This is a genomic window from Serratia sp. 4542 (genome assembly GCF_016805595.1).
GTDB lineage: Bacteria > Pseudomonadota > Gammaproteobacteria > Enterobacterales > Enterobacteriaceae > Serratia > Serratia nevei.
The window spans coordinates 23,099-47,261 of sequence record NZ_RXKV01000009.1 but is presented as its reverse complement, the minus strand read 5'-3'; the positions used below and the strand labels follow the sequence as shown (position 1 = coordinate 47,261).

Genomic DNA, 24,163 nt, shown 5'->3' with positions numbered 1-24,163 from the left:
ACGGATTCGACTCAGTGGAAACGTCGCCGATGCTAGGATTATCGTTATTGTTTCAAGCCTCGCAGACAGGGGCGCGGCGGCATACTCATCGTCATAAGGTACTATTTTACATATGAATTATGCACTGGAATTAGCGCAGCTGACCAAGACTTACGCCGGTGGCGTCAAGGCGCTGCGCGGCATCGACCTGAGCGTCGAGGCGGGGGACTTTTATGCCCTTTTGGGGCCAAACGGCGCCGGTAAATCCACCACCATCGGCATCATCAGCTCGCTGGTGAACAAAACCGCCGGCAGCGTGCGGGTGTTCGGTTACGACATCGATAAAGACATCGTCAACGCCAAGCGCCAGCTCGGCCTGGTGCCGCAGGAGTTCAACTTCAACCCGTTCGAGACCGTGTTGCAGATCGTGGTGAACCAGGCGGGTTACTACGGCGTCACGCGGCGTGAAGCGATGGCGCGCGCCGAAAAATACCTCAACCAGCTGGATCTGTGGGGCAAGCGCAACGAGCGCGCCCGCATGCTGTCCGGCGGCATGAAGCGCCGCCTGATGATCGCCCGTGCGTTGATGCATCAGCCGAAGCTGCTGATCCTCGATGAGCCGACCGCCGGGGTGGATATCGAGCTGCGCCGTTCGATGTGGGGCTTCCTGAAAGAGCTGAATGCCCAGGGCACCACCATTATCCTTACCACCCACTATCTGGAAGAGGCGGAGATGCTGTGCCGCAACATCGGTATCATCCAGAACGGGGAGCTGGTGGAAAACACCTCGATGAAGGGGCTGCTGGCCAAGCTGAAGTCGGAAACCTTTATCCTCGATCTGGCGGTGAAGAGCCCGCTGCCGAAGCTGGACGGTTACCACAGCCGCCTGACGGATACCTCCACGCTGGAAGTGGAGGTGATGCGTGAGCAGGGGCTGAACGGCTTATTCGCCCAGCTGAGCGCACAGGGCGTGCAGGTGCTGAGCATGCGTAATAAGGCGAACCGCCTGGAAGAGTTGTTTGTCACCCTGGTTAACGGCAATGGAGAAAAAGCATGACGCGTTTGTATTGGGTGGCCTTGCAGAGCATCTGGGCCAAAGAGGTGAACCGCTTCGCGCGCATCTGGATCCAGACCCTGGTGCCGCCGGTGATCACCATGACGCTGTATTTCATCATCTTCGGCAATCTGATCGGCTCGCGCATCGGCGATATGCACGGCTTCAGCTACATGCAGTTCATCGTGCCCGGCCTTATCATGATGGCGGTGATCACCAACTCTTACGCCAACGTCGCCTCGTCGTTCTTCAGCGCCAAGTTCCAGCGCAACATTGAAGAACTGCTGGTGGCGCCGGTGCCGACCCACGTGGTGATCGCCGGCTATGTCGGCGGCGGCGTGGCGCGCGGCATCTGCGTCGGCGTGCTGGTGACCATCATCTCGCTGTTCTTCGTACCGCTGCAGGTACACGCCTGGTGGGTGATTGCGCTGACGCTGTTGTTGACGGCAATCCTGTTCTCGCTGGCGGGGCTGATCAACGCGGTGTTCGCCACCACCTTCGACGACATCAGCCTGATCCCGACCTTCGTCCTGACGCCGCTGACCTACCTGGGCGGGGTGTTTTACTCGCTGTCGCTGCTGCCGCCATTCTGGCAGGCGGTGTCCAAGCTGAACCCCATCGTCTATATGATCAGCGGGTTCCGCTACGGTTTCCTCGGCATCAACGATGTGCCGCTGGCGTTCACCATGGCGGTGCTGGTGGCGTTTATCGCGGTGTTTTACCTGCTGTCCTGGTACCTGATCGAGCGCGGCCGCGGCCTGCGCAGCTGATCGTATCGTGCCCCCGCTTTCCCGGCGGGGGCGCTTTTCTTGATTTGGCGCAGGCGGCGCGTAAATCAATAGAATTGCTCAGATAACCGCTAGTTCCCCGCTGTTCAAATCGTGCTATGCTGGCGCTCCACATTTCCTTCACTTTTGTCATTACGCACTCGTAAGCAGAACATCATCATGCGGCCTCAATACAAGTTAGCGGCTGGGTTACTCGGCATTCTGATGTCGTTGGTTTCCCCTGTGAGCCTGGCGAATCTGCTGTCGGAAGACAGCGCGGTTAAATCTGAATACATGGAAGCGCAGCGCGACAGCGAAGTCTATGCGTTGGTGGGCGAGCATGTGATCCCGGTCGGGGAAGTGAAGCGCGGGCAGCTGATCCAGGTGTTCCCGGCGGATGCGGAATACTACGAATTCAAATTCGGGCACGGCACCGGCTTTATCGATAAAGACGACGTGCGTGAGCTGAAGAAGTCGCGCAAGGTGCAAGACGATCTGGGCGAGCTGAACAAACCGCTGACCAACCAGAACCTGATCACCCAAAAAACGATCGACGTTTACACCGCGGCGGACAAGGACAGCGAGGTCTTCGGCACGCTGGAAGGCAACCTGCGCTATCCGATCATCGGCAAGCTGAAGGACCGGCTGAACAACACCTGGTACGAGGTCAACATCGGCGATCGGCTGGGGTTCGTCAGTGAGTTGGACTGCGAAATCGATAACGGCATCCCGGTGCTGACTTACCACCACCTGCTGAAAAACGAAGAGAACAAACGCTTCCGCCACACCTCGACCACCACCTCTGACGTGGCGTTCAGCAACCAGATGACCTACCTGAAGCAGGCGGGTTACGACACCATTTCGCTGTATCAGCTGGAAGCCTACCTGAAGAACCAGATCAACCTGCCGGGCAAGGCGATCGTGCTGACCTTCGACGACGGGCTGAAGTCGGTTTATCGCTACGCTTACCCGGTGCTGAAGGATTACGGTTTCCGCGCGACGGCGTTCATCATCTCTTCGCGCATCAAACGCCACCCGCAGAAATGGAACCCGGACTCGCTGCAGTTTATGAGCGTCTCGGAGCTGAAGCAGATTCAGGACGTGTTCGACGTGCAGTCGCACACCCACTTCCTGCACCGCACCGACGGCAATCGTCAGCCGATTTTGCTGAGCCGTTCGCTGCACAATATCGAGTTCGATTTTGAGCGTTCGCGCCGCGCGCTGTCGCAGTTCAACCCGCACGTGCTGTATCTGTCGTACCCGTTCGGCGGCTATAACCAGCGGGCGATCCAGGCGGCGCAGGATGCCGGTTTCCATCTGGCGGTGACCACGGTGCAGGGCAAGGTGAAACCGGGGGATAACCCCTATACGCTGAAGCGGCTATATATTCTGCGCACCGACTCGATCCAGACCATGGCGGATCGGATAGCCAACAAGCCGGGCACGGTGGTGGTGCAGTAAGGAAGAACGGGCGCGTAAGGCGCCCGTTTTAGCGTCAGGCGACCTGAACCGGCACGGCTTTCGCCTTGCGCTGCAGGTTGTTGTCACCTTCGAAATAGGCGACTTTCGGGTGGTGTTGGCGGGCGTCGGCGTCGGTCATTTGCACATAGGAGCAGATGATCAGCTTGTCGCCCACGCAGGCGCAGCGCGCGGCGGCGCCGTTGACCGAAATGATGCGCGAACCGCGCTCGGCGGCGATGGCGTAGGTGGAGAAGCGCTGGCCGTTATCCACGTTGTAAATATCGATCGCTTCATATTCCAGAATGCCGGCGGCCTCCAGGAAATCCTGGTCGATGGCGCAGGACCCTTCATAGTGCAAGTCAGCCTGAGTGACTTTGACGCGATGCAGCTTGCCTTGCAGCATAGTACGTATCATAGCTTTACCTAACTGAATATCGGCCTTCACAGGCGCTGGGGTTGAACATCTCTCCTGCATCCCTGCAATCTCTATCGTCACCGATTGCCCCGCCATTGTCTACCAATGGCCTGGGTTTCAGGGTGACGATAGTATAAAAAATGGCTTACAGCGTCAGGTCGACCTGCTGATTGTCGATAAGACGCGCCTTGCCCAGCCAGGCGGCCATCAGCACCACCGCCCGCTGGCTGTCCACCGTCAGCGGCTGCAGGCTGTCGGCGTCGCGAATAAACAGCTCATCCGGCGTAAAGCCGGCGGCGCGCAGCTGCTCGGCGGTCTGCTCCAGCAGCTCTTCGACATGGCGTTCGCCATTGGCCAACTGCTGCGCCAGCGCGTTCATGATCTTGCTCAGCTGCGGAGCGATCTTGCGCTCTTCGGCGGTCAGGTAGCCGTTGCGCGAGCTGAGGGCCAGGCCGTCTTTGGCGCGCACGGTCGGCACGCCGACGATGTCGATGTCGTAACCCATGTCCGCCACCATTTTGCGGATCAGCGCCAGCTGTTGGTAATCCTTCTCGCCGAAGCAGGCTAAATCAGGCTGCACCAGGTTGAACAGCTTGCTGACGATGGTGGAAACGCCGCGGAAGTGGCCCGGCCGGCTTGCGCCTTCCAGGATGCTGGAGATGCCCGGCACGTCGACGTAAGTCTGCTGGTCCAGCCCCTGCGGATAGACCGCAGCCGGGGCCGGCGCGAACACCAGATCGACGCCGCGGCGGGTCAGCTTCTCGCTGTCTTCTTGCAGCGTGCGCGGGTAGCGCGCCAGATCGTCCGGCCGATCGAACTGCATCGGGTTGACGAAGATGCTCACCACCACCACGTCGGCGCGGGCGCGCGCTTCATCGACCAGCGTCATATGGCCGTCGTGCAGGTTGCCCATGGTCGGCACCAGCGCGATGCGTTTGCCTTCCTGGCGCCAGCGGCGGATCTGCTGACGCAGCATCGGCAGGGTTTCGATAATAATCATTGGGTGACTCCTGGAACCATCGCTTAGTTAAAAGAGTGTTCAGCCGCCGGGTAGAGGCCTTGCTCCACTTCCTGAATGTAGTGCTGCACCGCCGTGCGGATATCGCCGCTCTGCGCCAGGAAGTTCTTGGCGAACTTCGGCGTATGGCCGCCGGTGATGCCGAAGGCGTCGTGCATCACCAGGATCTGGCCGTCGGTGCCGTTGCCGGCGCCGATGCCGATGACCGGAATGGACAATGCTTCGGTGATCTGGCGCGCCAGCTCGGTCGGCACGCATTCCAGCACCAGCAGCTGAATGCCGGCCAGTTCCAGATTCTGTGCGTCCTGCAACAGCTGTTTGGCGGCCAGTTCGTCGCGTCCTTGTACCTTATAGCCGCCGAACACGTTGACCGACTGCGGCGTCAGGCCCAGGTGGCCGCACACCGGTACCGCGCGCTCGGCGAGCATTTTCACCGTGTCGCACAGCCAGCTGCCGCCTTCCAGTTTCACCATGTTGGCGCCGGCGCGCATCAGCTCGGCGGCGTTGGCGAAGGTCTGTTCCGGGGTGGCGTAACTCATGAACGGCAGATCGGCCAACAGCAGGCAGGCCGGCGCGCCGCGGCGCACAGCGCGAGTGTGGTAGGCCACGTCGGCGACGGTGACCGGCAGCGTGGAGTCGTGGCCCTGCAGCGTCATGCCCAGCGAATCGCCCACCAACAGGACTTTGATGCCTTGCTCTTCAAACAGTTTGGCAAAGCTGGCATCGTAGGCGGTAAGGGTAGCAAACTTGCGCTGCTCCTGTTTCCACTGGCGCAAGTGGGTCACGGTGGTGGGTTTCATCACAACGTCTCCTGAAACGGGCCGTGCGGCGTACGCAGGCCCAGGCTGCAAAAAAGTGCAGTCATTCTACTGTAACCCGATCGGGGTGGGTAGCGCGGATCGCCATGCTTAAGCGGTTCTTAAGAACCTTGTGGTGCAATGGCGCCAAGACTCAAAAGGGATACTCATGCGAATTTTGCTGATCGAAGATGACAAACTGATCGGGGACGGCATCAAGGCCGGGCTGACCAAACTCGGCTTCAATCTGGACTGGTTCACCGACGGCGCCGTCGGCAAAAATGCGCTGGACAGTGCGCCGTACGACGCGGTGATCCTCGACCTCAGCCTGCCGGGCCTCGACGGCCTGGATCTGCTGCGCCAGTGGCGCCAGGCCGGGCAGGACGTGCCGGTCCTGATCCTCACCGCCCGAGACGCGCTGGAGCAGCGGGTCAGCGGGCTGCAAAGCGGTGCCGACGATTATCTGTGCAAGCCTTTCGCGCTGGCCGAAGTGGCGGCGCGCCTGCAGGCGCTGATCCGCCGCCGCCACGGCCAACTGATGCCGCAGCTGACGCACGGCAACGTGGTGTTCGACAGCGCCACCCGCAGCGTGAGCTGCAACGGCGAGCCGGTGACGCTGACGCCGCGCGAATTGGCGGTGCTGGAACTGTTTCTGCACAACAAGGGGCGGGTGCTGGCGCGGCCGTTGATTCAGGAGAAGCTGTACAACTGGGATGACGAGGTGAGCAGCAACGCGGTGGAGGTACATATTCACCACCTGCGGCGCAAGCTGGGCAACGGCTTCATCCGTACCATCCACGGCGTGGGTTACACGCTGGGGGATGCGCCGTGAAGCGTCTCAGCCTGCGGCTGCGCCTGATCCTGATCTTCAGCCTGCTGGCGCTGCTGACTTGGAGCACCGCCAGCGTGGTGGCCTGGGTGATGTCGCGCAACACCATCAACGAAGTGTTCGACACCCAACAGATGCTGTTCGCCAAACGGCTGGCGACCGCCAACCTCGGCGATCTGCTGGCCGATGAAAGTGCGCGCAGCCTGCCGAAAACCAAAAAGCTGGTGCACCACGGCAAACGCGGCGAGCAGGACGACGACGCGCTGGCGTTCGCCATCTTCGATCGCCAAGGCAAGATGCTGCTCAACGACGGCGAGAACGGCGCCGACTTCCTGTTTGACGGGGAGCGTGAAGGTTTTACCGACGGCGAGCGCAAAGGCGATGACGACAGTTGGCGCCTGGTGTGGTTGACCAGCCCGGACGGGCGCTACCGCATCGTGGTCGGCCAGGAGTGGGATTACCGGCGCGATATGGCGCTGGGCATGGTGACCGGCCAACTGGTGCCCTGGCTGGCGACGCTGCCGGTGCTGATGCTGCTGATCGCGCTGATGGTCGGGCGCGAGCTGCGGCCGCTGCGCACTGTGGCGGCCGGTTTGCGCCGGCGTGCACCCGATGACGCGACGCCGCTGGACGCGCGCCAGGTGCCGAGCGAGGTGCGCCCGCTGGTGGATGCGCTCAATGCGCTGTTCGCCCGCATCAACGCTCTGCTGGTGCGGGAGCGGCGCTTCACCTCCGATGCCGCGCACGAGTTGCGCAGCCCGCTGGCGGCGCTGCGGGTGCAGACCGAAGTGGTGCAGCTGGCGGGGGACGATGCGCCGATGCGCGAGCACGCGCTGGACAATCTGACGCTCGGCATCGATCGCGCGACCCGACTGGTGGATCAGCTGCTGACGCTGTCGCGGCTGGATTCGCTGTCGGATCTGGCCGAACTGGCGCCGATCGACTGGAACGATCTGGTGACGATGACCCTGGCGGAGCAGGATCGGCAGGCCCATGCGGCGGGCGTGACGCTGCGCTATGAACATCGGGGAACGCCGCCGCCGCGTCAGGGGGAAACCTTGCTGCTGTCGCTGCTATTGCGCAACCTGCTGGATAACGCGGTGCGCTACACCCCGCAGGGCGGCGTCGTCACCGTAACGCTGAGCGAACGTTCGCTGACGGTGGAGGACGACGGTCCGGGGGTCACCACGGAACATCTGGCGCGGCTCGGAGAACGCTTCTATCGCCCGCCGGGGCAGGAGCAAACCGGCAGCGGGCTGGGGCTCTCGATCGTGCAGCGTATCGCCGGCTTGCATGGTCTACAGGTCAGTTTCGCCAATCGTCCGGCGGGGGGATTTGTTGCGCGGTTGGCGCTGTAGGTGGGTCAGGACTTGGGTTTTGGCTGATGCCACAGCGCCATGCCGTTTTCCGGCACGCGCTTGAGGCAGCTGGCGAGCGGCTCGCCATCGGGGAAAATCAGGTCGGGGGCGATTTCCGCCAGCGGGTAGAGCATGAATTCGCGCTCTTTCAGGCCGTAATGCGGCACCGTCAGGCGCTCGGTATGGATCACCTTGTCGCCGTACAGCATGATGTCCAGATCGAGCGTGCGCGGCCCCCAGCGTTCATCCTTGCGCACACGCCCCTGATTGCGTTCTATCGCCTGGGTATGGTCGAGCAGCTGTTCGGGCGGCAACAGGGTATCCAGAGCCACCACCGCGTTGAGAAAGTCCGGCTGGTTTTGCGGCCCCAGCGGCTTGGTGCGGTAAAACGAAGAACAGGTGACCAGCCGGGTGCGCGGGAGATGCTCCAGCGCCTCCAGTGCGGCTTTAACCTGTTGCAGCGGCTGCGCCAGGTTGCTGCCCAGCGCGATATAAACGCGGATCATTATGCCCCTTCTTTACGCGGTGCCCGGCGGCGAGGGCGGCGTTGACGCGCGCGGCGCGGCGCCGGATCGTCCCCCAGGGTGCTCAGCATGGCTTTCTGCCGCGCCGGCGTGGCGTCCTGGAATTCGCCCCACCACTCGGCCAGACGCAGCATCTCCTGATTGTCTTCCACTTCCGCACGCAGCGCCAGCAGATCATAGGCGGCGCGGAATTTCGGGTGCTCCATCAGCTTGTGCGCGCGTTTGCCCTGGCGGCGGGACAGGCGCAGCTGCAGCTGCCAGATATCGCGCACCAGCGTGGTGATGCGTTTCGGAATGGCCAGCGAACGGCACTGCTCATCGAGTACGTCGTTCATCGCCAGCGCGAAGGCGTCGTAGTAGGCCAGGCCGCTTTCCTGCGCCAGCTTCTGCGCATGCTCCAGCAGCGGGTACCACAGCATGGCGGCAAACAGGAAGGCCGGGTTGACGCGCATGTCGTTCTGCAGACGGTGATCGGTGTTCTTCAGCACCTGCACCAGAATGCGCTCCATCGGCGTATCGTGGTTCGGCGTGAAGTTGCGGGCGATCAGCGGGAACAGCGGTTGGAACAGCTGATATTCGCACAGCTTCAGGTAGGTCTGGAAACCGTAACCCGCCTGCAGCAGCTTGAGGGATTCTTCGAACAGGCGCGCCGGCGGGATCTCATGCAGCAGCGAGGCCAGGCGCGGGATCGGCTCGGCGGTTTCTTCGCTGATGCGCATATCCAGCTTGGCGGCGAAGCGCACCGCGCGCAGCATGCGCACCGGATCTTCGCGGTAGCGGGTTTCCGGATCGCCAATCAGGCGAATCACGCCCTGTTTCAGGTCGTTCAGGCCGCCGACGTAATCGCGCAGGGTGAAATCCGCCACGCCGTAGTACAGGCTGTTGATGGTGAAATCACGGCGCTGGGCATCTTCCTCGATCGAGCCGAAGATGTTGTCGCGCAGCAGCATGCCGTTTTGCGCCTGCTGGGACGAGTTCTTGTCGGATTCCTGATTTTGTTCGTGGTGGCCGCGGAAAGTGGCCACTTCGATGATCTCCGGCCCGAACATCACGTGCGCCAAGCGGAAGCGGCGGCCGACCAGGCGGCAGTTGCGGAACAGCTTGCGCACTTGCTCCGGCGTAGCGTTAGTGGTGATGTCGAAGTCTTTCGGCTTTTTGCCGAGCAACAGATCGCGCACGCCGCCGCCGACCAGATAGGCTTCGTAGCCGGACTTGTTCAGGCGGTAAAGCACTTTCAGCGCATTTTCGCTGATGTCTTTGCGGGAGATCGAGTGCTGTTCGCGCGGGATCACGGTCATCGAGTCGTTGCTCTCGGCGATAGGAAAAGGCGGACGCTTGCGCGGCGTTGAGCGGCGGGCAGGGGCGTTGCTGCCGTTATCGGCGGCGCGCGGCTGCGGCGCAGGGCGGCTTGGCGCCGCGGCACGCTCTTCGCGGACTACGTTTTTATCGCCGGCCGCCGCGTCGTCGCGGGGCAGCTTGTCATCGCGGGTCAGTACCTTACGACAGAAGTTGGCTACTCGGGTAAAAATGGTACACCTCGATAGTGACTGATAAAAATGGAGCTAACAAAAAATAGCGGCTAATCATAGCTCACCATGGCTCCTTTGAGAATGCCGGCGTGTTTTCATCCAGAGGGATAGCCTCCTGACGCGGCACGTTTTCCAACCGCCAATGTGCGACCGCCCAGCTCAATAATAATGGCAGGTCAAGATCTTGCCAGCTTTCCGGCAGCGGTTGGCGCAGAAATTTCAGCGCGGCGATCAGCATCGGGCGCGGATCGCCGGCGGGCAACGCCGGCGCATGGTTTTGCTTCGACAGCTTGATGCCGTTGGCGCCCAGCGCCAGCGGCAGATGCACATAGGCGGGCACCGGCGCCTGCAGCTGGCGGTAGAGGGCGATTTGGCGCACCGTCGGTTCGATCAGATCGGCACCGCGCACAATCTCGGTCACGCCCTGAAAATGGTCGTCGATCACTACCGCCAGGTTGTAGGCGAACAGCCCGTCGCGGCGGCGAATGATAAAGTCTTCCCCCGCCAGCGCCGGATCGGCGTGCAATTCTCCCTGCAGGCGATCGTGGAACCCGTAAACGGGCGCGGTCTGGCGTAAGCGGATGGCGGCACCCTGTGGGCCGAGCTGCAAATCGCGGCAGTGGCCGTCGTACAACCCGCCGATCTGCTGGATGCGGCTGCGGGTGCAGGTGCAGTAATAGCTGAGCTCCTGGCGCTGCAACAGATCCAGCGCGGCGCGATAGGCGTCGTGACGTTGGGATTGATAGATGACCTGGCCGTCCCAGTGGAGACCATAATGTTCCAGCGCGGACAGGATGCGAGCGGCGGCGCCGGGGACTTCGCGCGGCGGGTCGATATCTTCGATGCGAACCAGCCACTGCCCGCGTTGGGCGCGAGCCTGAAGGTAGCTTCCCAGAGCGGCAATCAGCGAACCGAAATGCAGATCCCCGGAAGGCGATGGGGCAAAGCGCCCCACATAATGACTTTCTTGCATATCAGAGGGGGGAGGTTCCCTTTTCTCTGTGCGGCGCACGCAGGTGCGCACGCCGCAGCGGTAACAACGGTATTAGCCGGCCATCTGCTTTTCGCGGATCTCAGCCAGCGTCTTGCAGTCGATGCACAGATCGGCGGTCGGACGCGCTTCGAGGCGACGAATGCCGATCTCCACGCCGCAAGATTCGCAGTAGCCGAAATCATCGTCTTCCACTTTCTTCAGCGTTTTCTCGATCTTTTTGATCAGTTTGCGTTCACGGTCACGGTTACGCAGTTCAAGGCTGAACTCTTCTTCCTGGGTAGCACGGTCGGCCGGATCAGGGAAGTTGGCTGCCTCTTCTTGCATATGCGATACAGTACGGTCCACTTCGTCCCTGAGCTGGTTGCGCCACGCTTCAAGAATGCGCTTGAAATGCGACAACTGGGCGTCGTTCATGTACTCTTCGCCCGGCTTCTCTTGGTACGGCTCCACCCCAGCGATGGCGAGAATGCTCAAGGACGAGGTTTTACGGTTTTGCCCTTCTTGCATGTTGCTTCTCCTACATACACACGCACTATCGAATCCCCAATGCGGGGGAAAAACAGGCCGCTATAAATAACAGAAGGAAGGTAGGTTGGCAATTATTCCTGTCGCCCGCTTGACAATCGTGTGAAGGAGGGCGTATTTGGCGATCGTGCTGGCCGGTTGTCTATTTATAGGGACCCGACTGCGCTAATCGATAAAAAACGGCAGCTTATCGCAGAGATAAATACCGTCAGGTGATAACTTTGCCCCGTAACAAACCACTTCCACTCCCAACTGCCGGACCTGTGCCAACAGCGCCGCATAGCGCTCATCTATATGATGTGCCGGTGCGACCTGCTCAATACCGCTGTGTAACACGGCAAAGAACAACACCGCCCGTTGCCCGCTTTCAACCACGCTGAGCAACTCACGCAGGTGCTTTTGCCCTCTGAGCGTTACCGCATCAGGAAAGTAACCACGTTGTTGTTGCAGTAATGTGACTGACTTAACTTCAATATAGCAGTTAACCCGATTTTCTGCCTGTAATAACAAATCGATACGGCTGTTTTCACCGCCGTATTTCACTTCGCCGCTGATTTTACTGTAACCGGATAATTCATTGATTAAATTGTGTTCAATTGCCTCGCGCACCAGCGCGTTGGCGCGCAGGGTATTGACGCAGATCCAGTGCCCCTGTTGGGTATGGGTCAACTCCCAGCTGCGGGCGTATTTGCGCTTGGGGTTATCCGAGGTGGAGTACCAAACGGTATCGCCGGGCGTGGCGCAGCCGGTCATGGCGCCGGTATTGGCGCAGTGCAGCGTAAAGGTTTCCCCTTCCGGGGTGATCACGTCCGCCAGAAAGCGTTTGTAACGTTTGATCAGCGTGGCGGAACGCAGCGGTGGAGAGAAAATCATGCGGATGCCTGCTTGGCCAGCGGCCACTGTTCGAGGTGTTGATAGCGGGTGCGGCCGTTTTCGAACACCGACTCATATAAGGAAAAGGCGTCGGCGCTGAACGCCCAGCCCGGCGTCGCCGGCGGGATCGCCACCGGCTGGGTGGCGGCGCGCAACAGCGTGATGTGCGGATGGAACGGCAGCGCGCTTTGATGGCAGCCGTTGCGGGCGGCCTGCGAACGCAGCAGCTCGGCCAGCTGCAGCAGCCCGCGCGGCGCGCGGCGGGTGCCGAGCCAGACCACGCCGGGGCGCGGCCAATGGCCGAGGTCGTCGAGCCGCATGCTGAAGCCGGGTTGCACGATGCGGCCGGCCAGTTTGCGCAGCGCCAGCTCTTTCTGCGCGGTGACCTCGCCGAGAAACGCCAGCGTCAGGTGCAAATTAGCCGCCGCCACCGGTCGGCCGGCCTCCGGCGCAAACGCCTCGGCGCGCCAGCGGATCACCTGCTGTTGCAGGGCATCAGGCAAGGACAGGGCGAAAAACAGGCGGCGCGAATTGGACATGGGGGCTCGGTAAATAATGACAAATCCGTCGGGACAGACATGGATGCGGCTTGCAACGGTCTCGCGCGAAGCGGGACGCATGGACGAGGTCCGTACTATAGCTAACGCCGCCGCAGTTTGAAAGGCTACGGGGACAAAGCTAATGCTACACTGTACGCCGTTTAACGTTAACCACCACGGAGAGTTCAGTGTCTTCATTGCCCGTCAGCGCGGTGCTTGATGAGTTGCTGGCTGCGTTGCAGTCCGCTCCTCAGGTGCTGTTGCACGCCCCGACCGGCGCCGGTAAATCCACCTGGCTGCCGCTGCAGATCCTGGCTAAGGCCGGGTTGCCGGGGCGCATTATCATGCTGGAGCCGCGGCGGCTGGCGGCGAAAAATGTCGCCTATCGCCTGGCGCAGCAACTGGGGGAGGAGCCCGGCCAGACCGTGGGCTACCGCATGCGCGCCGAAAGCAAAAGCGGGCCGCAAACCCGGTTGGAAGTGGTGACGGAAGGCATTCTCACCCGCATGCTGCAGCAGGACGCCGAACTGCAGGGCGTGTCGCTGGTGATCCTCGATGAGTTCCACGAACGCAGCCTGCAGGCCGATCTGGCGCTGGCGCTGCTGCTCGACGTGCAGCAAGGGCTGCGCGACGATCTGAAACTGCTGATCATGTCGGCCACCCTGGACAACGCTCGCCTGTCGCAGCTGCTGCCGGAAGCGCCGGTGGTGGTGTCCGAGGGGCGCAGCTTCCCGGTTGAGCGACTGTATCAGCCGTTGGCCAGCCATCAGCGGCTGGAAGATGGCATAGCGGCGGCGGTGAAGCGGTTGCTGGCCGAACAGCCGGGATCTTTGCTGCTGTTCCTGCCGGGCGTGGCGGAGATCAATCGGGTGCTGGAGCGATTGACCGGCGAGGTGGCGAGCGATACCGATCTTTGCCCGCTGTATGGCGCGCTGCCTTTGGCGCAGCAGCAAAAGGCGATCCAACCGGCGGCGTCTGGCCGCCGCAAGGTGGTGCTGGCGACCAACATCGCCGAAACCAGCCTGACGATCGAGGGCATTCGGCTGGTGGTGGACAGCGGCCTGGAGCGCGTGGCGCGCTACGACGTGCGCAACGGTTTGACGCGGCTGGCGACGCAGCGCATCAGTCAGGCGTCGATGGTGCAGCGCGCCGGACGCGCCGGGCGCCTGGAGCCGGGCATTTGCTGGCATCTGTTCGCCAAAGAACAGGCGGAGCGCGCGGCGGAACACGCCGAACCGGACATTTTACAGAGCGATCTCACCGGCTTCTGGCTCGAATTGCTGCAGTGGGGATGCCATGATCCGGCGCAGCTGACCTGGCTGGATGTGCCTCCGGCGGCGGCATTGGCGGCGGCCAGGGCGTTGCTGCACCGGCTGGGGGCCACGGATGATGGTGGCAAACTTACCGCCCCGGGGCGCCAGATGGCCGCGCTGGGGTGCGAGCCGCGGCTGGCGGCGATGCTGGTCGCCGGCGCGGCGTTGAGTGCCGACGGCCTGGCGACGGCGGCGTTGCTGGCGGCATTGCTGGAAGAACCGCCGCGCGGCGGGCAGATGGATATCGGCTACTGGTTGAGCCGCCCGCAACCGAACTGGCGGCCGCGTGCCGCGCAGTTGGCCAAACGCCTGCCGCAACGTGCGGGGCAAATCGACGTCGATCTGGCGCCGCGCCTGTTGGCGCAGGCATTTACCGATCGTATCGCCCAGCGCCGAGGCCAGGACGGCCGCTACCTACTGGCCAACGGTCTGGGGGCGGCGATGAACCAGGACGAGGCGCTGTCGCGCGCGCCTTGGCTCATCGTCCCCAGCCTGTTGCAGGGCCACAACAGCCCCGATGCGCGTATCCTGTTGGCGTTGCCGGTGGACATCGAAGCGCTGGCGGCGCAGCTGCCGGCGATCGTCACGCAGCGCACGGCGGTGGAGTGGGATGACGAGAAGGGCACGCTGCGCGCCTGGAAGCGCCAGCAGATCGGCCGTCTGACGCTGCGCGCCCAGCCGCTGGCCAAACCGGCGGATGAGGAGCTGCAGCAGGCGCTGATCGATTGGGTGCGCGCACAGGGGCTGGCGGTGCTCAACTGGGAGGGTGCCGCCGAACAATTACGGGTGCGCCTGCAGTGCGCGCAAGCCTGGCTGCCGGAGGCGGAATGGCCGGCGATGGACGAAGAACCCTTGCTGGCGGCGTTGGAGCAGTGGCTGTTGCCGTCGCTGAACGGCGTGCGCGATTTGCGCGGCTTGAAGCAGGTCAATATCGCCGAGGCGCTGTCCCGGCTGCTGGACTGGCAGCAAAAGCAGCGGCTGGATAATGCGCTACCCACTCATTACACTGTGCCGACCGGCAGTCGCCTGCCGATCCGTTATGAGGCCGGCAAACCGCCGGCGCTGGCGGTGCGTTTGCAGGAGGTATTCGGCGAGCAGCGCAGCCCGATGTTGGCGGAGGGTCGCATCCCGGTGGTGCTTGAGTTACTCTCACCGGCGCACCGGCCGTTGCAAATCACCGGCGATCTGGCTGCCTTCTGGCAAGGTGCCTATCGCGAGGTGCAAAAAGAGATGAAGGGCCGCTACCCGAAACACGTTTGGCCGGACGATCCGGCCACGGCGGTACCGACGCGCCGAACGAAGAAATATCAGTAGGTCGCGATCATTTAAGGTTTGGAATTCAGATGTTTCTTCTGGTCAGCGCTGCGGCGTAGGCACAGATTAAGCGACTAATCATGGCCGGCAGTGTCGGCAAGCTCGGAGAACAACAGCCATGGCTGGGGATGACCGCGAGCCCATCGGGCGCAAAGGAAAACAACCAAAAAGCACCGCGTCGCGCAAGCCGCCGCGCCGTCGCCGAGACGACGATTATGACGATTACGAAGAAGACGAGTATGACGATGATGAGTATGAAGAGGAGGAGGAACGCATGCCGCGTAAGGTAAAAGCGACTCCGCCGCGTAAAAAACGCCGCTGGCTCGGCCTGTTTATCAAACTGATCCTGGTGATCGCCGTCCTGTTGGCGATCTATGGCGTCTACCTGGACTCGCAGATCCGCAGCCGCATCGACGGCAAAGTCTGGCAGCTGCCGGCGGCGGTATACGGCCGCATGGTCAACCTGGAACCGGGCATGCCGTACAGTAAGAAGGAGATGGTCAACCTGCTGGAAGGCATGCAGTATCGCCAGGTCAGCCGCATGACGCGCCCGGGCGAGTTTACCGTGCAGGCCAACAGCATCGAGATGCTGCGCCGCCCGTTCGACTTCCCGGATGGTAAAGAAGGGCAGATCCGCGCCCGTCTCGACTTCCAGAACAACCGCCTGGCGAAGATTGAAAACCTGGACAGCGGCCGCAGCTTCGGCTTCTTCCGCCTCGATCCGCGTCTTATCACCATGCTGCAGTCGCCGAACGGTGAGCAGCGTCTGTTCGTGCCGCGTTCCGGTTTCCCGGATCTGTTGGTGGATACGCTGATCGCCACGGAAGACCGCCACTTCTATGAGCATGACGGCATCAGCCCCTACTCCATCGGCCGTGCGGTGCTGGCCAACCTGACTGCCGGGCGTGCGGTGCAGGGCGGCAGTACGCTGACGCAGCAGTTGGTGAAGAACCTGTTCCTGAGCAACGAACGTTCGCTGTGGCGTAAGGCTAACGAAGCCTATATGGCGCTGCTGGTGGATTACCGTTACAGCAAGGACCGCATTCTGGAGCTGTATCTGAACGAGGTGTACCTCGGCCAGAGCGGCAGCGACCAGATCCGCGGTTTCCCGCTGGCCAGCCTGTACTACTTCGGCCGTCCGGTGGATGAGCTGAGCCTCGATCAGCAGGCGCTGCTGGTCGGCATGGTCAAGGGCGCGTCGCTGTACAACCCGTGGCGTAACCCGAAACTGGCGCTGGAGCGCCGCAACCTGGTGCTCAAGCTGCTGCAGAACCAGGGCGTGATCGACGGCGAGCTGTATGACATGCTGAGCGCGCGTCCGCTGGGCGTGCAGCCGAAAGGCGGCGTCATTACGCCACAGCCGGCGTTTATGCAGATGGTGCGTCAGGAACTGCAGACCAAGCTGGGCGATAAGGTCAATGACCTGTCCGGCGTGAAGATCTTCACCACGCTGGATCCGGTGTCGCAAGACGCGGCGGAAAAAGCGGTTGAAGACGGCATCCCGGCGCTGCGCGCCGCGCGTCACCTGCAGGATCTGGAAGCGGCGATGGTGATCGTCGATCGCTTCAGCGGTGAAGTGCGCGCCATGGTCGGCGGCGCCAACCCGCAGTTCGCTGGCTTCAACCGCGCCATGCAGGCGCGCCGCCTGGTCGGCTCGCTGGCCAAGCCGCCGACGTACCTGACCGCGCTGTCCGAACCGGATAAATACCGCCTCAACACCTGGCTGGCGGATGCGCCGCTGTCGCTGAAACAGCCGAACGGCGCCGTCTGGCAGCCGAACAACTATGACCGTAAATTCCGCGGTCAGGTGATGCTGGTGGATGCGTTGGCCAACTCGCTGAACGTGCCGACGGTGAACCTCGGCCTGTCGGTCGGGCTGGATCAGATCAGCGCTACGCTGCAACGCCTGGGTATCCCGAAAGCGGAGATCAACCCGGTGCCTTCGATGCTGCTGGGGGCGATCGGCCTGACGCCGATGGAAGTCGCGCAGGAGTACCAGACCATCGCCAGCGGCGGTAACCGTGCGCCGCTGTCGGCGGTGCGTTCGGTGATCGCCGAAGACGGCACGGTGCTGTACCAGAGCTTCCCGCAGGCGGAACGCATGGTGCCGGCGCAGGCCGCTTACCTGACGTTGTACGCGATGCAGCAGGGCGTGGCGCGCGGGACTTCCCGCTCGCTGTCGGTGAAGTTCCCGAACTACAACCTGGCGGCGAAAACCGGTACCACCAACGATCTGCGCGACAGCTGGTTCGCCGGCATCGACGGCAAGGAAGTGGCGATCGCCTGGGTGGGGCGCGACAACAACGGCCCGGCCAAGCTGACCGGCGCCAACGGCGCGTTGACCCTGTATCGCCGTTATCTGGAAAACCAGACGCCGCTGCCGCTGATGCTGCAGCCGCCGGAAGGCATTAACCAGATGAGCATCGACTCTGCCGGCAACTTTATCTGCGGCGGCGGCAGCTGGCGCACCATCCCGGTCTGGACCGACAATCCGCAGGGATTGTGCCAGGCCAGCCAGGCGGCGGTGCAGCAACAGCAGCAACCGGCGGCGGGTGAGCAAAAAGATGGCGATGGCGTCGCCGGCTGGATCAAGGATATGTTCGGCCAGTAATCGCTACCGGGGCGCCGGCCCGGTGAAAATTTTTTCTTTGTTATTAAGCCCGTAACCTTGGTTGCGGGCTTTTTTATTTTTCTGCTCGTTTTATTTCCCTGCTAATCGCATGGCTAAGCGCCTAATCCTTAACCTATTTGCCCTATGAATTCGGCTTGCAGTTTAATTTGGCTTCTGCATAAAATGCGACGCTTATAATAATTATTATCGTTTACATTCGTCATTTAATTATTCATCAGAGAAATCAACTATGCCGACCAAGCGTCTTTCATCATCCGTGGCCAAGCAGGGCCGCACCCCCGTCAGCGCGTTAGCGATCACCGTCGCTGCGGCGTTGGGCACGCTGGCGATGCCGGCTTTTTCCGCCGACGCCAAGCCGGCCGCCAAGGAAGACACGATTACCGTTGTGGGCGGTAGCAATACCGCCCAGCAGGAAAGCGCCTGGGGGCCGGTCGGCACCTATGTCGCCAAACGCAGCGCCACCGGTACCAAAACCGATACGCCGATCGAGAAGAACCCGCAGTCCGTTTCCGTGGTGACGCGTGAAGAGATGGATATGCGCCAACCGGATACGGTGAAAAATGCGCTGGCTTATACTCCAGGTGTGATGATTGGGAATCGCGGAGCCTCTACCGCCTATGATGCTGTGAACATTCGCGGCTTCAGCTCTGTAGGTACCAATATGTACCTGGATGGTCTGAAACTGCAGGACGACAACTATTCGATTTATCAGATCGACCCATACTTCCTGGAGCGAGCGGAAGTGCTGCGCGGCCCATCTTCGGTATTGTATGGCAAAAGCAATCCTGGTGGGGTGGTCGCTCTGGTCAGTAAGCGGCCGACAACAGAGACGCTGCGCGAAGTTCAATTCAAAATGGGGACAGATAATCTGTTCCAGACTGGTTTTGACTTCAGTGACGCCTTGGATGATGCGGGTGTTTATTCATATCGTCTGACAGGTGTGGCGCGCGATGAAGATCAGCAGCAGGTTGGCGAGAAAAGCAAACGTTATGCTATTGCTCCTTCTTTCAGCTGGCGACCGGATGATCGCACTTCTTTGACTTTCCTCAGCAGTTTCCAGGATGATCCTAGCGTTGGCTTCTATGGCTGGTTGCCGAAAGAAGGCACAGTGCAAAATGGCGTCAATGGTAAGTTACCAACCAGCTTCAACGATGGTGAACCGGGCTATAACAACATCTCCCGCAAGCAGCAAATGGTCGGGTATGCCTTTGAACATGCTTTCGATGATGTTTGGACCGTGCGCCAAAACCTGCGCTATTCGAAAATGGATGTGGACTACCGTTCTATCTATGGCCTAGGCATTGATCCTGATAATTCCGCTGAGCTGAAGCGTGGCGTGATGAACTCCAAAGAACATATGTCCAGCTTTGCAGTAGACACACAGGCGCAGGCTAAATTTGCTACCGGGCAAGTTGACCATATCTTGCTGATGGGCGTTGATTATATGCGTATGCGCAATGATGTCGTTTATCAATATGGCAGTGCATCCAATCTGAATGTCATCGCTCCAGAATATGGCAATCGGAGTTATACCATTACCGGTGGTGCCAGTCAGGTTAACCGTCAGGAGCAGACCGGCCTGTATGTGCAAGATCAGGCTGAATGGAACAACTGGGTTCTGACGATGGGGGGGCGTTATGATTGGAGCGACACCAACAGCACCAATCGCCTAAACCAGAATTCCGTCTCTAAGCAGCAGGATAACCAGTTTACCGGCCGTGCTGGCTTGAACTATGTTTTCGAAAACGGCATCGCGCCTTATGTCAGCTACAGCGAATCGTTTGAGCCAACCTCGGGTACTGATTTCTCAGGCAATACGTTTGCTGCCTCTAAAGGCAAGCAGTATGAGGCAGGGGTTAAATACGCACCTAAGGATCGTCCGATCACTGCCAGTTTGGCGCTTTACCAGTTGACTAAAACCAACAATAAAGTGGCCGATCCGAATCCCGAACATGCCTTCGCTAGTATATTGGGCGGTGAGATCCGTTCACGTGGTGTTGAGCTTGAAGCCAAAGCGGCGTTGACGGCCAATCTGAATATATTGGGTTCTTACACTTACACAAACACTGAATATACCAAAGACACTACGCTACAGGGCAACACGCCGGCGGCGATCCCTAAACATATGGCCTCCTTGTGGGCGGATTACACCTTCCATGAAACCGCGATCAGCGGGTTGACCTTGGGTTCAGGCGTGCGCTATGTCGGTTCCAGCTATGGTGACGAAGCCAACACGTTTAAAGTGAAGGATTATACGGTGTTTGATGCCGCGATAAAATATGACCTGGCGCGCTTCAATTTGCCTGGCTCTTCAATTGGTATCAATGTGAATAACCTGTTTGACAAAGAATATGTCTCCAGCTGCTTTGCAACCTATGGCTGCTACTGGGGCGCAGAACGTCAGGTGGTCGCCACCGCAACCTTCCGTTTCTAACCGGATAGCCGGGGCGGCGCCGCGTCGCCCCGGACAAAGCAGGATCTATGCAGGACAAACTTCTTAATCCCGGCGCGACCTTCGCGCTGGATAACGCCAGCTTCGCCGTCCCCGGCCGGGTGCTGTTGCAACCGCTGTCGCTCAGTTTTCCCCAGGGCAAAGTCTGCGGCCTGATCGGCCATAACGGTTCCGGTAAATCCACTCTGTTGAAACTGCTCGGGCGGCATCAAGCCCCCAGCGGTGGCCAGGTACTGCTCAATCGGCAGCCGTTGGCGCAGTGGGACAGCAAATCCTTCGCCCGCCAGGTGGCCTACCTGCCGCAGCAGCTGCCGGCGGCGGAAGGCATGACGGTGCGCGAGCTGGTGGCCGTCGGCCGCTATCCGTGGCACGGCGCGCTGGGGCGTTTTGGCGCCAACGATCGCCAATTGGTCGAAGAGGCCATTTCACTGGTGGGGCTCAAGCCGTTCGCCAACCGCCTGGTGGACAGCCTGTCCGGCGGCGAGCGCCAACGCGCCTGGCTGGCGATGATGGTGGCGCAGGACAGCCGCTGCCTGCTGCTTGACGAACCGACGTCGGCGCTGGACATCGCGCACCAGGTCGAGGTGCTGGCGCTCATTCAGCGCTTGAGCCGCGAACGCGATCTCACGGTGATCGCCGTGCTGCACGACATCAACATGGCGGCGCGCTACTGCGATCATCTGGTGGCGCTGCGCGGCGGTGAAATGATCGCTCAGGGCGGCCCGCTGGAACTGATGCAGGGGCCGGTGCTGGAGCAAATTTACGGTATTCCTATGGGCACGTTGCCGCACCCGAGCGGCGGCGCGCCGGTGAGTTTTGTCTACTGATGTCTTCTGCATTCACTTCTTCTCACGACCCGCTGCGCCGCCGTTTGTTGATGGCGCTGGCGCTGTCACCGCTGTTGGGCTCGTTGCCCGGCCGGGCGGCGGATGCGCCGCCGGATATCGCGCGCGTTGCGGCGCTGGAATGGCTGCCGATCGAACTGCTGTTGGCATTGGGCGTGACGCCGCTGGCGGTGGCCGATGTGCATAACTACAACCTGTGGGTGGCGGAGCCGAAGCTGCCGGCGACGGTGGTCGACGTCGGTCAGCGCACCGAACCTAACCTCGAACTGCTGCAGCAGCTCCAGCCTTCGCTGGTGTTGCTGTCGCAAGGCTATGGCCCGACGCCGCGAAAAATCCAACCCATCGCGCCAACCATGAGCTTCGGCTTCAACGACGGCAGCGGCAAACCGCTGACCGTCGCCCGCCAGTCGCTGCTGGCGCTGGGCCAGCGGTTGGGCATAGAAAGCCGGGCGGTAAACCACCTGGCGCAGTTCGACGGCTTTATGCAGGACGCGCGTCAGCGCCTGCAAAGCTATACCCGGCAACCGCTGCTGTTGTTTTCGCTGATCGACACGCGCCATGCGTTGATCATCGGCCAGAAAAGCCTGTTCCAGGAAGCGATGGACCAACTGGGCATCCGCAATGCCTGGCAGGAGCAAACCGACTTTTGGGGCACGGCGGTGGTGGGGATTGAACGGTTGGCTACGGTGCGTAATGCCCGGGTCATCTATCTCGATCACGGCAATCAGGCGATGATGGACAAGGTCAGCGCGACGCCGCTGTGGCAGTCGTTGCCCTTTGTGCGGCAAAACCAGCTGCGGCAGGTGCCGGCGGTGTGGTTCTACGGCGCCACGCTGTCGACGATGCGGTTTTGCCGCCTGTTGGCGCAGGCCCAGGAGAGTGCGGCATGAATGCAGGCATCCGGAGATTACCGCTGACGCTGATCCTGCTGTTGCTGGCGGCGGCAGGCGGCCTGACGATATACAACCTGGCGCAGCAGCTGCCGCCGGCGCAATGGATGCGGGCGCTCAGCGCGCCGGACATCGACGACGTGCGGCAAATGCTGTTCCATTACAGCCTGCTGCCGCGGTTGACGGTGTCGCTGTTGGCCGGCGCCGGCCTGGGGTTGGTCGGCGTCCTGTTCCAGCAGGTGTTGCGCAATCCGTTGGCGGAGCCGTCGACGCTCGGCGTTGCCGCCGGCGCGCAGCTCGGCCTGACCATTGCCACGCTGTGGGTGCTGCCGGGGGGCGAATTCACTCGCCAGCTGGCCGCTATGGTGGGCGCGATTGTGGTGGGCGGGCTGGTGTTCGGCGTCGCCTGGGGCAAGCGGATGTCGCCGGTCACGCTGATTCTGGCCGGGTTGGTGCTGGGGCTGTACTGCGGCGCGGTTAACAGCCTGTTGGCGCTGTTTCATTACGATCAGCTGCAGGGCATGTTCCTGTGGGGCACTGGCGCGTTGAACCAACAGGACTGGAGTGCCGTGCAGTTCATTCTGCCGCGTTTGCTGGTGGCCGGCGCGCTGGCGGCGCTGTTGCTGCGCCCGCTGACGCTGCTGGGGCTGGACGACGGCGTGGCGCGCAACCTGGGGCTGGGGCTGTCGATGGCGCGCTTCTGCACCCTGGGGCTGGCCATTATCTTCAGCGCCATGTTGGTGAGTGCGGTGGGCGTTATCGGCTTTATCGGCCTGTTTGCACCGCTGATGGCGAAGATGTTGGGCGCGCGCCGCCTGGCGCACCGCATGATGCTGGCGCCGTTGCTGGGGGCGCTGTTGCTGTGGTTGACCGATCAGGTGATGCTCGGGGTGACGCAGGTGTGGCGTGAGATCCCGACCGGCGCGGCCACCGCGCTGTTCGGTGCTCCGCTGCTGCTGTGGCTGCTGCCGCGTTTGCGCAGCGCCGCCACGCCGCCGCCGATGAACCTCGGCGACAAGGTGCCTGCCGAACGCGGGAATCTGCCTGCCTGGATCCTGGTGGGTGGCCTCGTACTGCTGATCGGCCTGACGCTGGCGCTGATGTTGGGCAAAAATGCCGGCGGCTGGCACTGGAGCCTGGGCGCGGAACTGGACTCCTTGCTGCCGTGGCGCTGGCCGCGGGTGCTGTCGGCGCTGGCGGCGGGCATGATGCTGGCGGTCGCCGGCACGCTGATCCAGAAATTGACCGGCAACCCGATGGCCAGTCCGGAAGTGTTGGGCATCAGTTCCGGCGCCGCTTTTGGTGTCGTGATGATGCTGTTTATGGTGCCGGGCGACGCCTTCGTTTGGCTGCTGCCCGCCGGCAGCCTGGGGGCGGCCGCGACGCTGCTTATCATCATGATCGCCGCAGGCCGCGGCGGTTTCTCGACGGAACGTATGCTGCTCGCCGGTATCGCGCTCAGCACCGCCTTTACCACTGTCATCTTCCTGCTGTTGGCCAGCGGCGATCCGCGTATGGGGGGCTTGCTGACCTGGCTCTCCGGCTCGACCTATTCGGTGGAGCCGGCGCAGGCGCTGCGTACCGCGCTGGTGGCCGCTGGCCTGATGGTATTGGCGCCGCTGTGCCGCCGTTGGTTGACCATCCTGCCGCTCGGCGGCGCCACCGCCCGTTCGGTGGGCATTGCGCTGACGCCGGCGCGGTTGACCATTCTTTTATTGGCCGCCGTGCTGACCGCCATGGCGACCCTGACCGTAGGGCCGTTGAGCTTTGTCGGGCTGATGGCACCGCATATGGCGCGCATGCTGGGCTTCCGCCGTGCGCTGCCGCAGATGGTGATCGCCGCGCTGCTGGGCGGCTTGCTGATGGTGTTTGCCGACTGGTGCGGGCGGATGCTGCTGTTCCCGTACCAGATCCCCGCCGGGTTGTTGGCGACCTTTATCGGTGCGCCGTACTTCGTTTATCTGTTGCGTAAGCAGACGTCGTAATCGGCGTCTCGCCGTGCTTTTTCTGCCCTCAAAGGCTCAGCGTCGCTGAGCCTTTTTTTATTTTTCAGGG

The 24,163-nt window shown here is 61.7% G+C and carries 20 protein-coding genes; 11 read left to right on the top strand and 9 right to left on the bottom strand.

Translation table 11 applies throughout. The features are described 5' to 3' along the window. The first annotated feature begins 112 nt into the window (after positions 1 to 112). The 3 genes from EKL15_RS10955 to EKL15_RS10945 all read left to right on the top strand — a co-directional run bounded on the left by EKL15_RS10955 (position 113) and on the right by EKL15_RS10945 (position 3,261). Positions 113 to 1,036 carry an ABC transporter ATP-binding protein gene (locus EKL15_RS10955; RefSeq protein WP_203089482.1) on the top strand — a complete coding sequence of 308 codons (924 nt, stop codon included), beginning with the start codon at positions 113 to 115 and terminating at the stop codon, positions 1,034 to 1,036. After that, entirely contained in the window at positions 1,033 to 1,803 is a 771-nt protein-coding gene (locus tag EKL15_RS10950) for an ABC transporter permease (RefSeq protein ID WP_004937535.1), read from the top strand. The genes EKL15_RS10955 and EKL15_RS10950 overlap by 4 nt, the downstream gene beginning before the upstream one ends. Before the next feature lie 177 nt (positions 1,804 to 1,980). After that, the gene (locus EKL15_RS10945; RefSeq protein WP_055311947.1) at positions 1,981 to 3,261 is read left to right on the top strand and encodes a polysaccharide deacetylase family protein; all 1,281 of its coding nucleotides are present in this window, start codon (positions 1,981 to 1,983) and stop codon (positions 3,259 to 3,261) included. A gap of 34 nt (positions 3,262 to 3,295) precedes the next feature. Here EKL15_RS10945 and panD read toward each other — a convergent pair whose 3' ends face one another. From panD to panB, 3 genes are all read right to left on the bottom strand, one after another. After that, entirely contained in the window at positions 3,296 to 3,676 is a 381-nt protein-coding gene (gene panD, locus EKL15_RS10940) for an aspartate 1-decarboxylase (RefSeq protein WP_004937544.1), read from the bottom strand. Positions 3,677 to 3,821: 145 nt separating this feature from the next. Beyond that, positions 3,822 to 4,676 carry a pantoate--beta-alanine ligase gene (panC, locus tag EKL15_RS10935; RefSeq protein WP_141960246.1) on the bottom strand — a complete coding sequence of 285 codons (855 nt, stop codon included), beginning with the start codon at positions 4,674 to 4,676 and terminating at the stop codon, positions 3,822 to 3,824. Positions 4,677 to 4,699: 23 nt separating this feature from the next. Beyond that, complete coding sequence (gene panB / locus EKL15_RS10930) at positions 4,700 to 5,494, bottom strand: 3-methyl-2-oxobutanoate hydroxymethyltransferase (RefSeq protein WP_004937548.1); 795 nt, start codon at positions 5,492 to 5,494, stop codon at positions 4,700 to 4,702. A gap of 166 nt (positions 5,495 to 5,660) precedes the next feature. Here panB and qseB point away from each other — a divergent pair, with 166 nt between their 5' ends. Further along, the gene (gene qseB / locus EKL15_RS10925) at positions 5,661 to 6,323 is read left to right on the top strand and encodes a quorum sensing response regulator transcription factor QseB (protein WP_004937550.1); all 663 of its coding nucleotides are present in this window, start codon (positions 5,661 to 5,663) and stop codon (positions 6,321 to 6,323) included. Further along, positions 6,320 to 7,678 (top strand): quorum sensing histidine kinase QseC, encoded by a 1,359-nt coding sequence (gene qseC / locus EKL15_RS10920; protein ID WP_203089481.1) that lies wholly within the window; start codon positions 6,320 to 6,322, stop codon positions 7,676 to 7,678. The genes qseB and qseC overlap by 4 nt, the downstream gene beginning before the upstream one ends. Before the next feature lie 5 nt (positions 7,679 to 7,683). Here qseC and folK read toward each other — a convergent pair whose 3' ends face one another. The 6 genes from folK to thpR form a co-directional block, all read right to left on the bottom strand. Beyond that, positions 7,684 to 8,184, bottom strand: a complete 501-nt coding sequence (gene folK, locus EKL15_RS10915) for a 2-amino-4-hydroxy-6-hydroxymethyldihydropteridine diphosphokinase (RefSeq protein ID WP_019456064.1) — start codon at positions 8,182 to 8,184, stop codon at positions 7,684 to 7,686. Then, complete coding sequence (gene pcnB / locus EKL15_RS10910; protein WP_071591451.1) at positions 8,184 to 9,731, bottom strand: polynucleotide adenylyltransferase PcnB; 1,548 nt, start codon at positions 9,729 to 9,731, stop codon at positions 8,184 to 8,186. The genes folK and pcnB overlap by 1 nt, the downstream gene beginning before the upstream one ends. Before the next feature lie 61 nt (positions 9,732 to 9,792). Then, entirely contained in the window at positions 9,793 to 10,704 is a 912-nt protein-coding gene (gene gluQRS / locus EKL15_RS10905) for a tRNA glutamyl-Q(34) synthetase GluQRS (RefSeq protein ID WP_203089479.1), read from the bottom strand. Between the two features lie 72 nt (positions 10,705 to 10,776). Beyond that, positions 10,777 to 11,232 (bottom strand): RNA polymerase-binding protein DksA, encoded by a 456-nt coding sequence (gene dksA / locus EKL15_RS10900; protein WP_004937569.1) that lies wholly within the window; start codon positions 11,230 to 11,232, stop codon positions 10,777 to 10,779. Positions 11,233 to 11,415: 183 nt separating this feature from the next. Next, a complete protein-coding gene (sfsA, locus tag EKL15_RS10895) occupies positions 11,416 to 12,123 on the bottom strand; it encodes a DNA/RNA nuclease SfsA (RefSeq protein WP_203089477.1) in 708 nt (235 codons plus the stop codon). Further along, positions 12,120 to 12,662, bottom strand: a complete 543-nt coding sequence (gene thpR, locus EKL15_RS10890; protein WP_060422688.1) for an RNA 2',3'-cyclic phosphodiesterase — start codon at positions 12,660 to 12,662, stop codon at positions 12,120 to 12,122. The genes sfsA and thpR overlap by 4 nt, the downstream gene beginning before the upstream one ends. Positions 12,663 to 12,850: 188 nt before the next feature. Here thpR and hrpB point away from each other — a divergent pair, with 188 nt between their 5' ends. The 6 genes from hrpB (at position 12,851) to fhuB (ending at position 24,093) form a co-directional block, all read left to right on the top strand. Further along, positions 12,851 to 15,289, top strand: coding sequence for an ATP-dependent helicase HrpB (gene hrpB, locus EKL15_RS10885; protein ID WP_203089475.1), 2,439 nt, complete (start codon positions 12,851 to 12,853; stop codon positions 15,287 to 15,289). Positions 15,290 to 15,407: 118 nt separating this feature from the next. Beyond that, on the top strand, positions 15,408 to 17,900 hold the full coding sequence (gene mrcB, locus EKL15_RS10880; protein WP_038872402.1) for a bifunctional glycosyl transferase/transpeptidase: 2,493 nt from the start codon (positions 15,408 to 15,410) through the stop codon (positions 17,898 to 17,900). Positions 17,901 to 18,150: 250 nt separating this feature from the next. Continuing rightward, positions 18,151 to 20,355 (top strand): ferrichrome porin FhuA, encoded by a 2,205-nt coding sequence (fhuA, locus tag EKL15_RS10875; protein WP_203089472.1) that lies wholly within the window; start codon positions 18,151 to 18,153, stop codon positions 20,353 to 20,355. A gap of 47 nt (positions 20,356 to 20,402) precedes the next feature. Then, a complete protein-coding gene (gene fhuC / locus EKL15_RS10870) occupies positions 20,403 to 21,200 on the top strand; it encodes a Fe3+-hydroxamate ABC transporter ATP-binding protein FhuC (protein ID WP_049200086.1) in 798 nt (265 codons plus the stop codon). After that, entirely contained in the window at positions 21,200 to 22,108 is a 909-nt protein-coding gene (gene fhuD, locus EKL15_RS10865) for a Fe(3+)-hydroxamate ABC transporter substrate-binding protein FhuD (protein ID WP_038872395.1), read from the top strand. Before fhuC ends, fhuD begins: the two co-directional genes overlap by 1 nt. After that, entirely contained in the window at positions 22,105 to 24,093 is a 1,989-nt protein-coding gene (gene fhuB, locus EKL15_RS10860) for a Fe(3+)-hydroxamate ABC transporter permease FhuB (RefSeq protein WP_149571399.1), read from the top strand. The genes fhuD and fhuB overlap by 4 nt, the downstream gene beginning before the upstream one ends. Positions 24,094 to 24,163 lie beyond the last annotated feature (70 nt).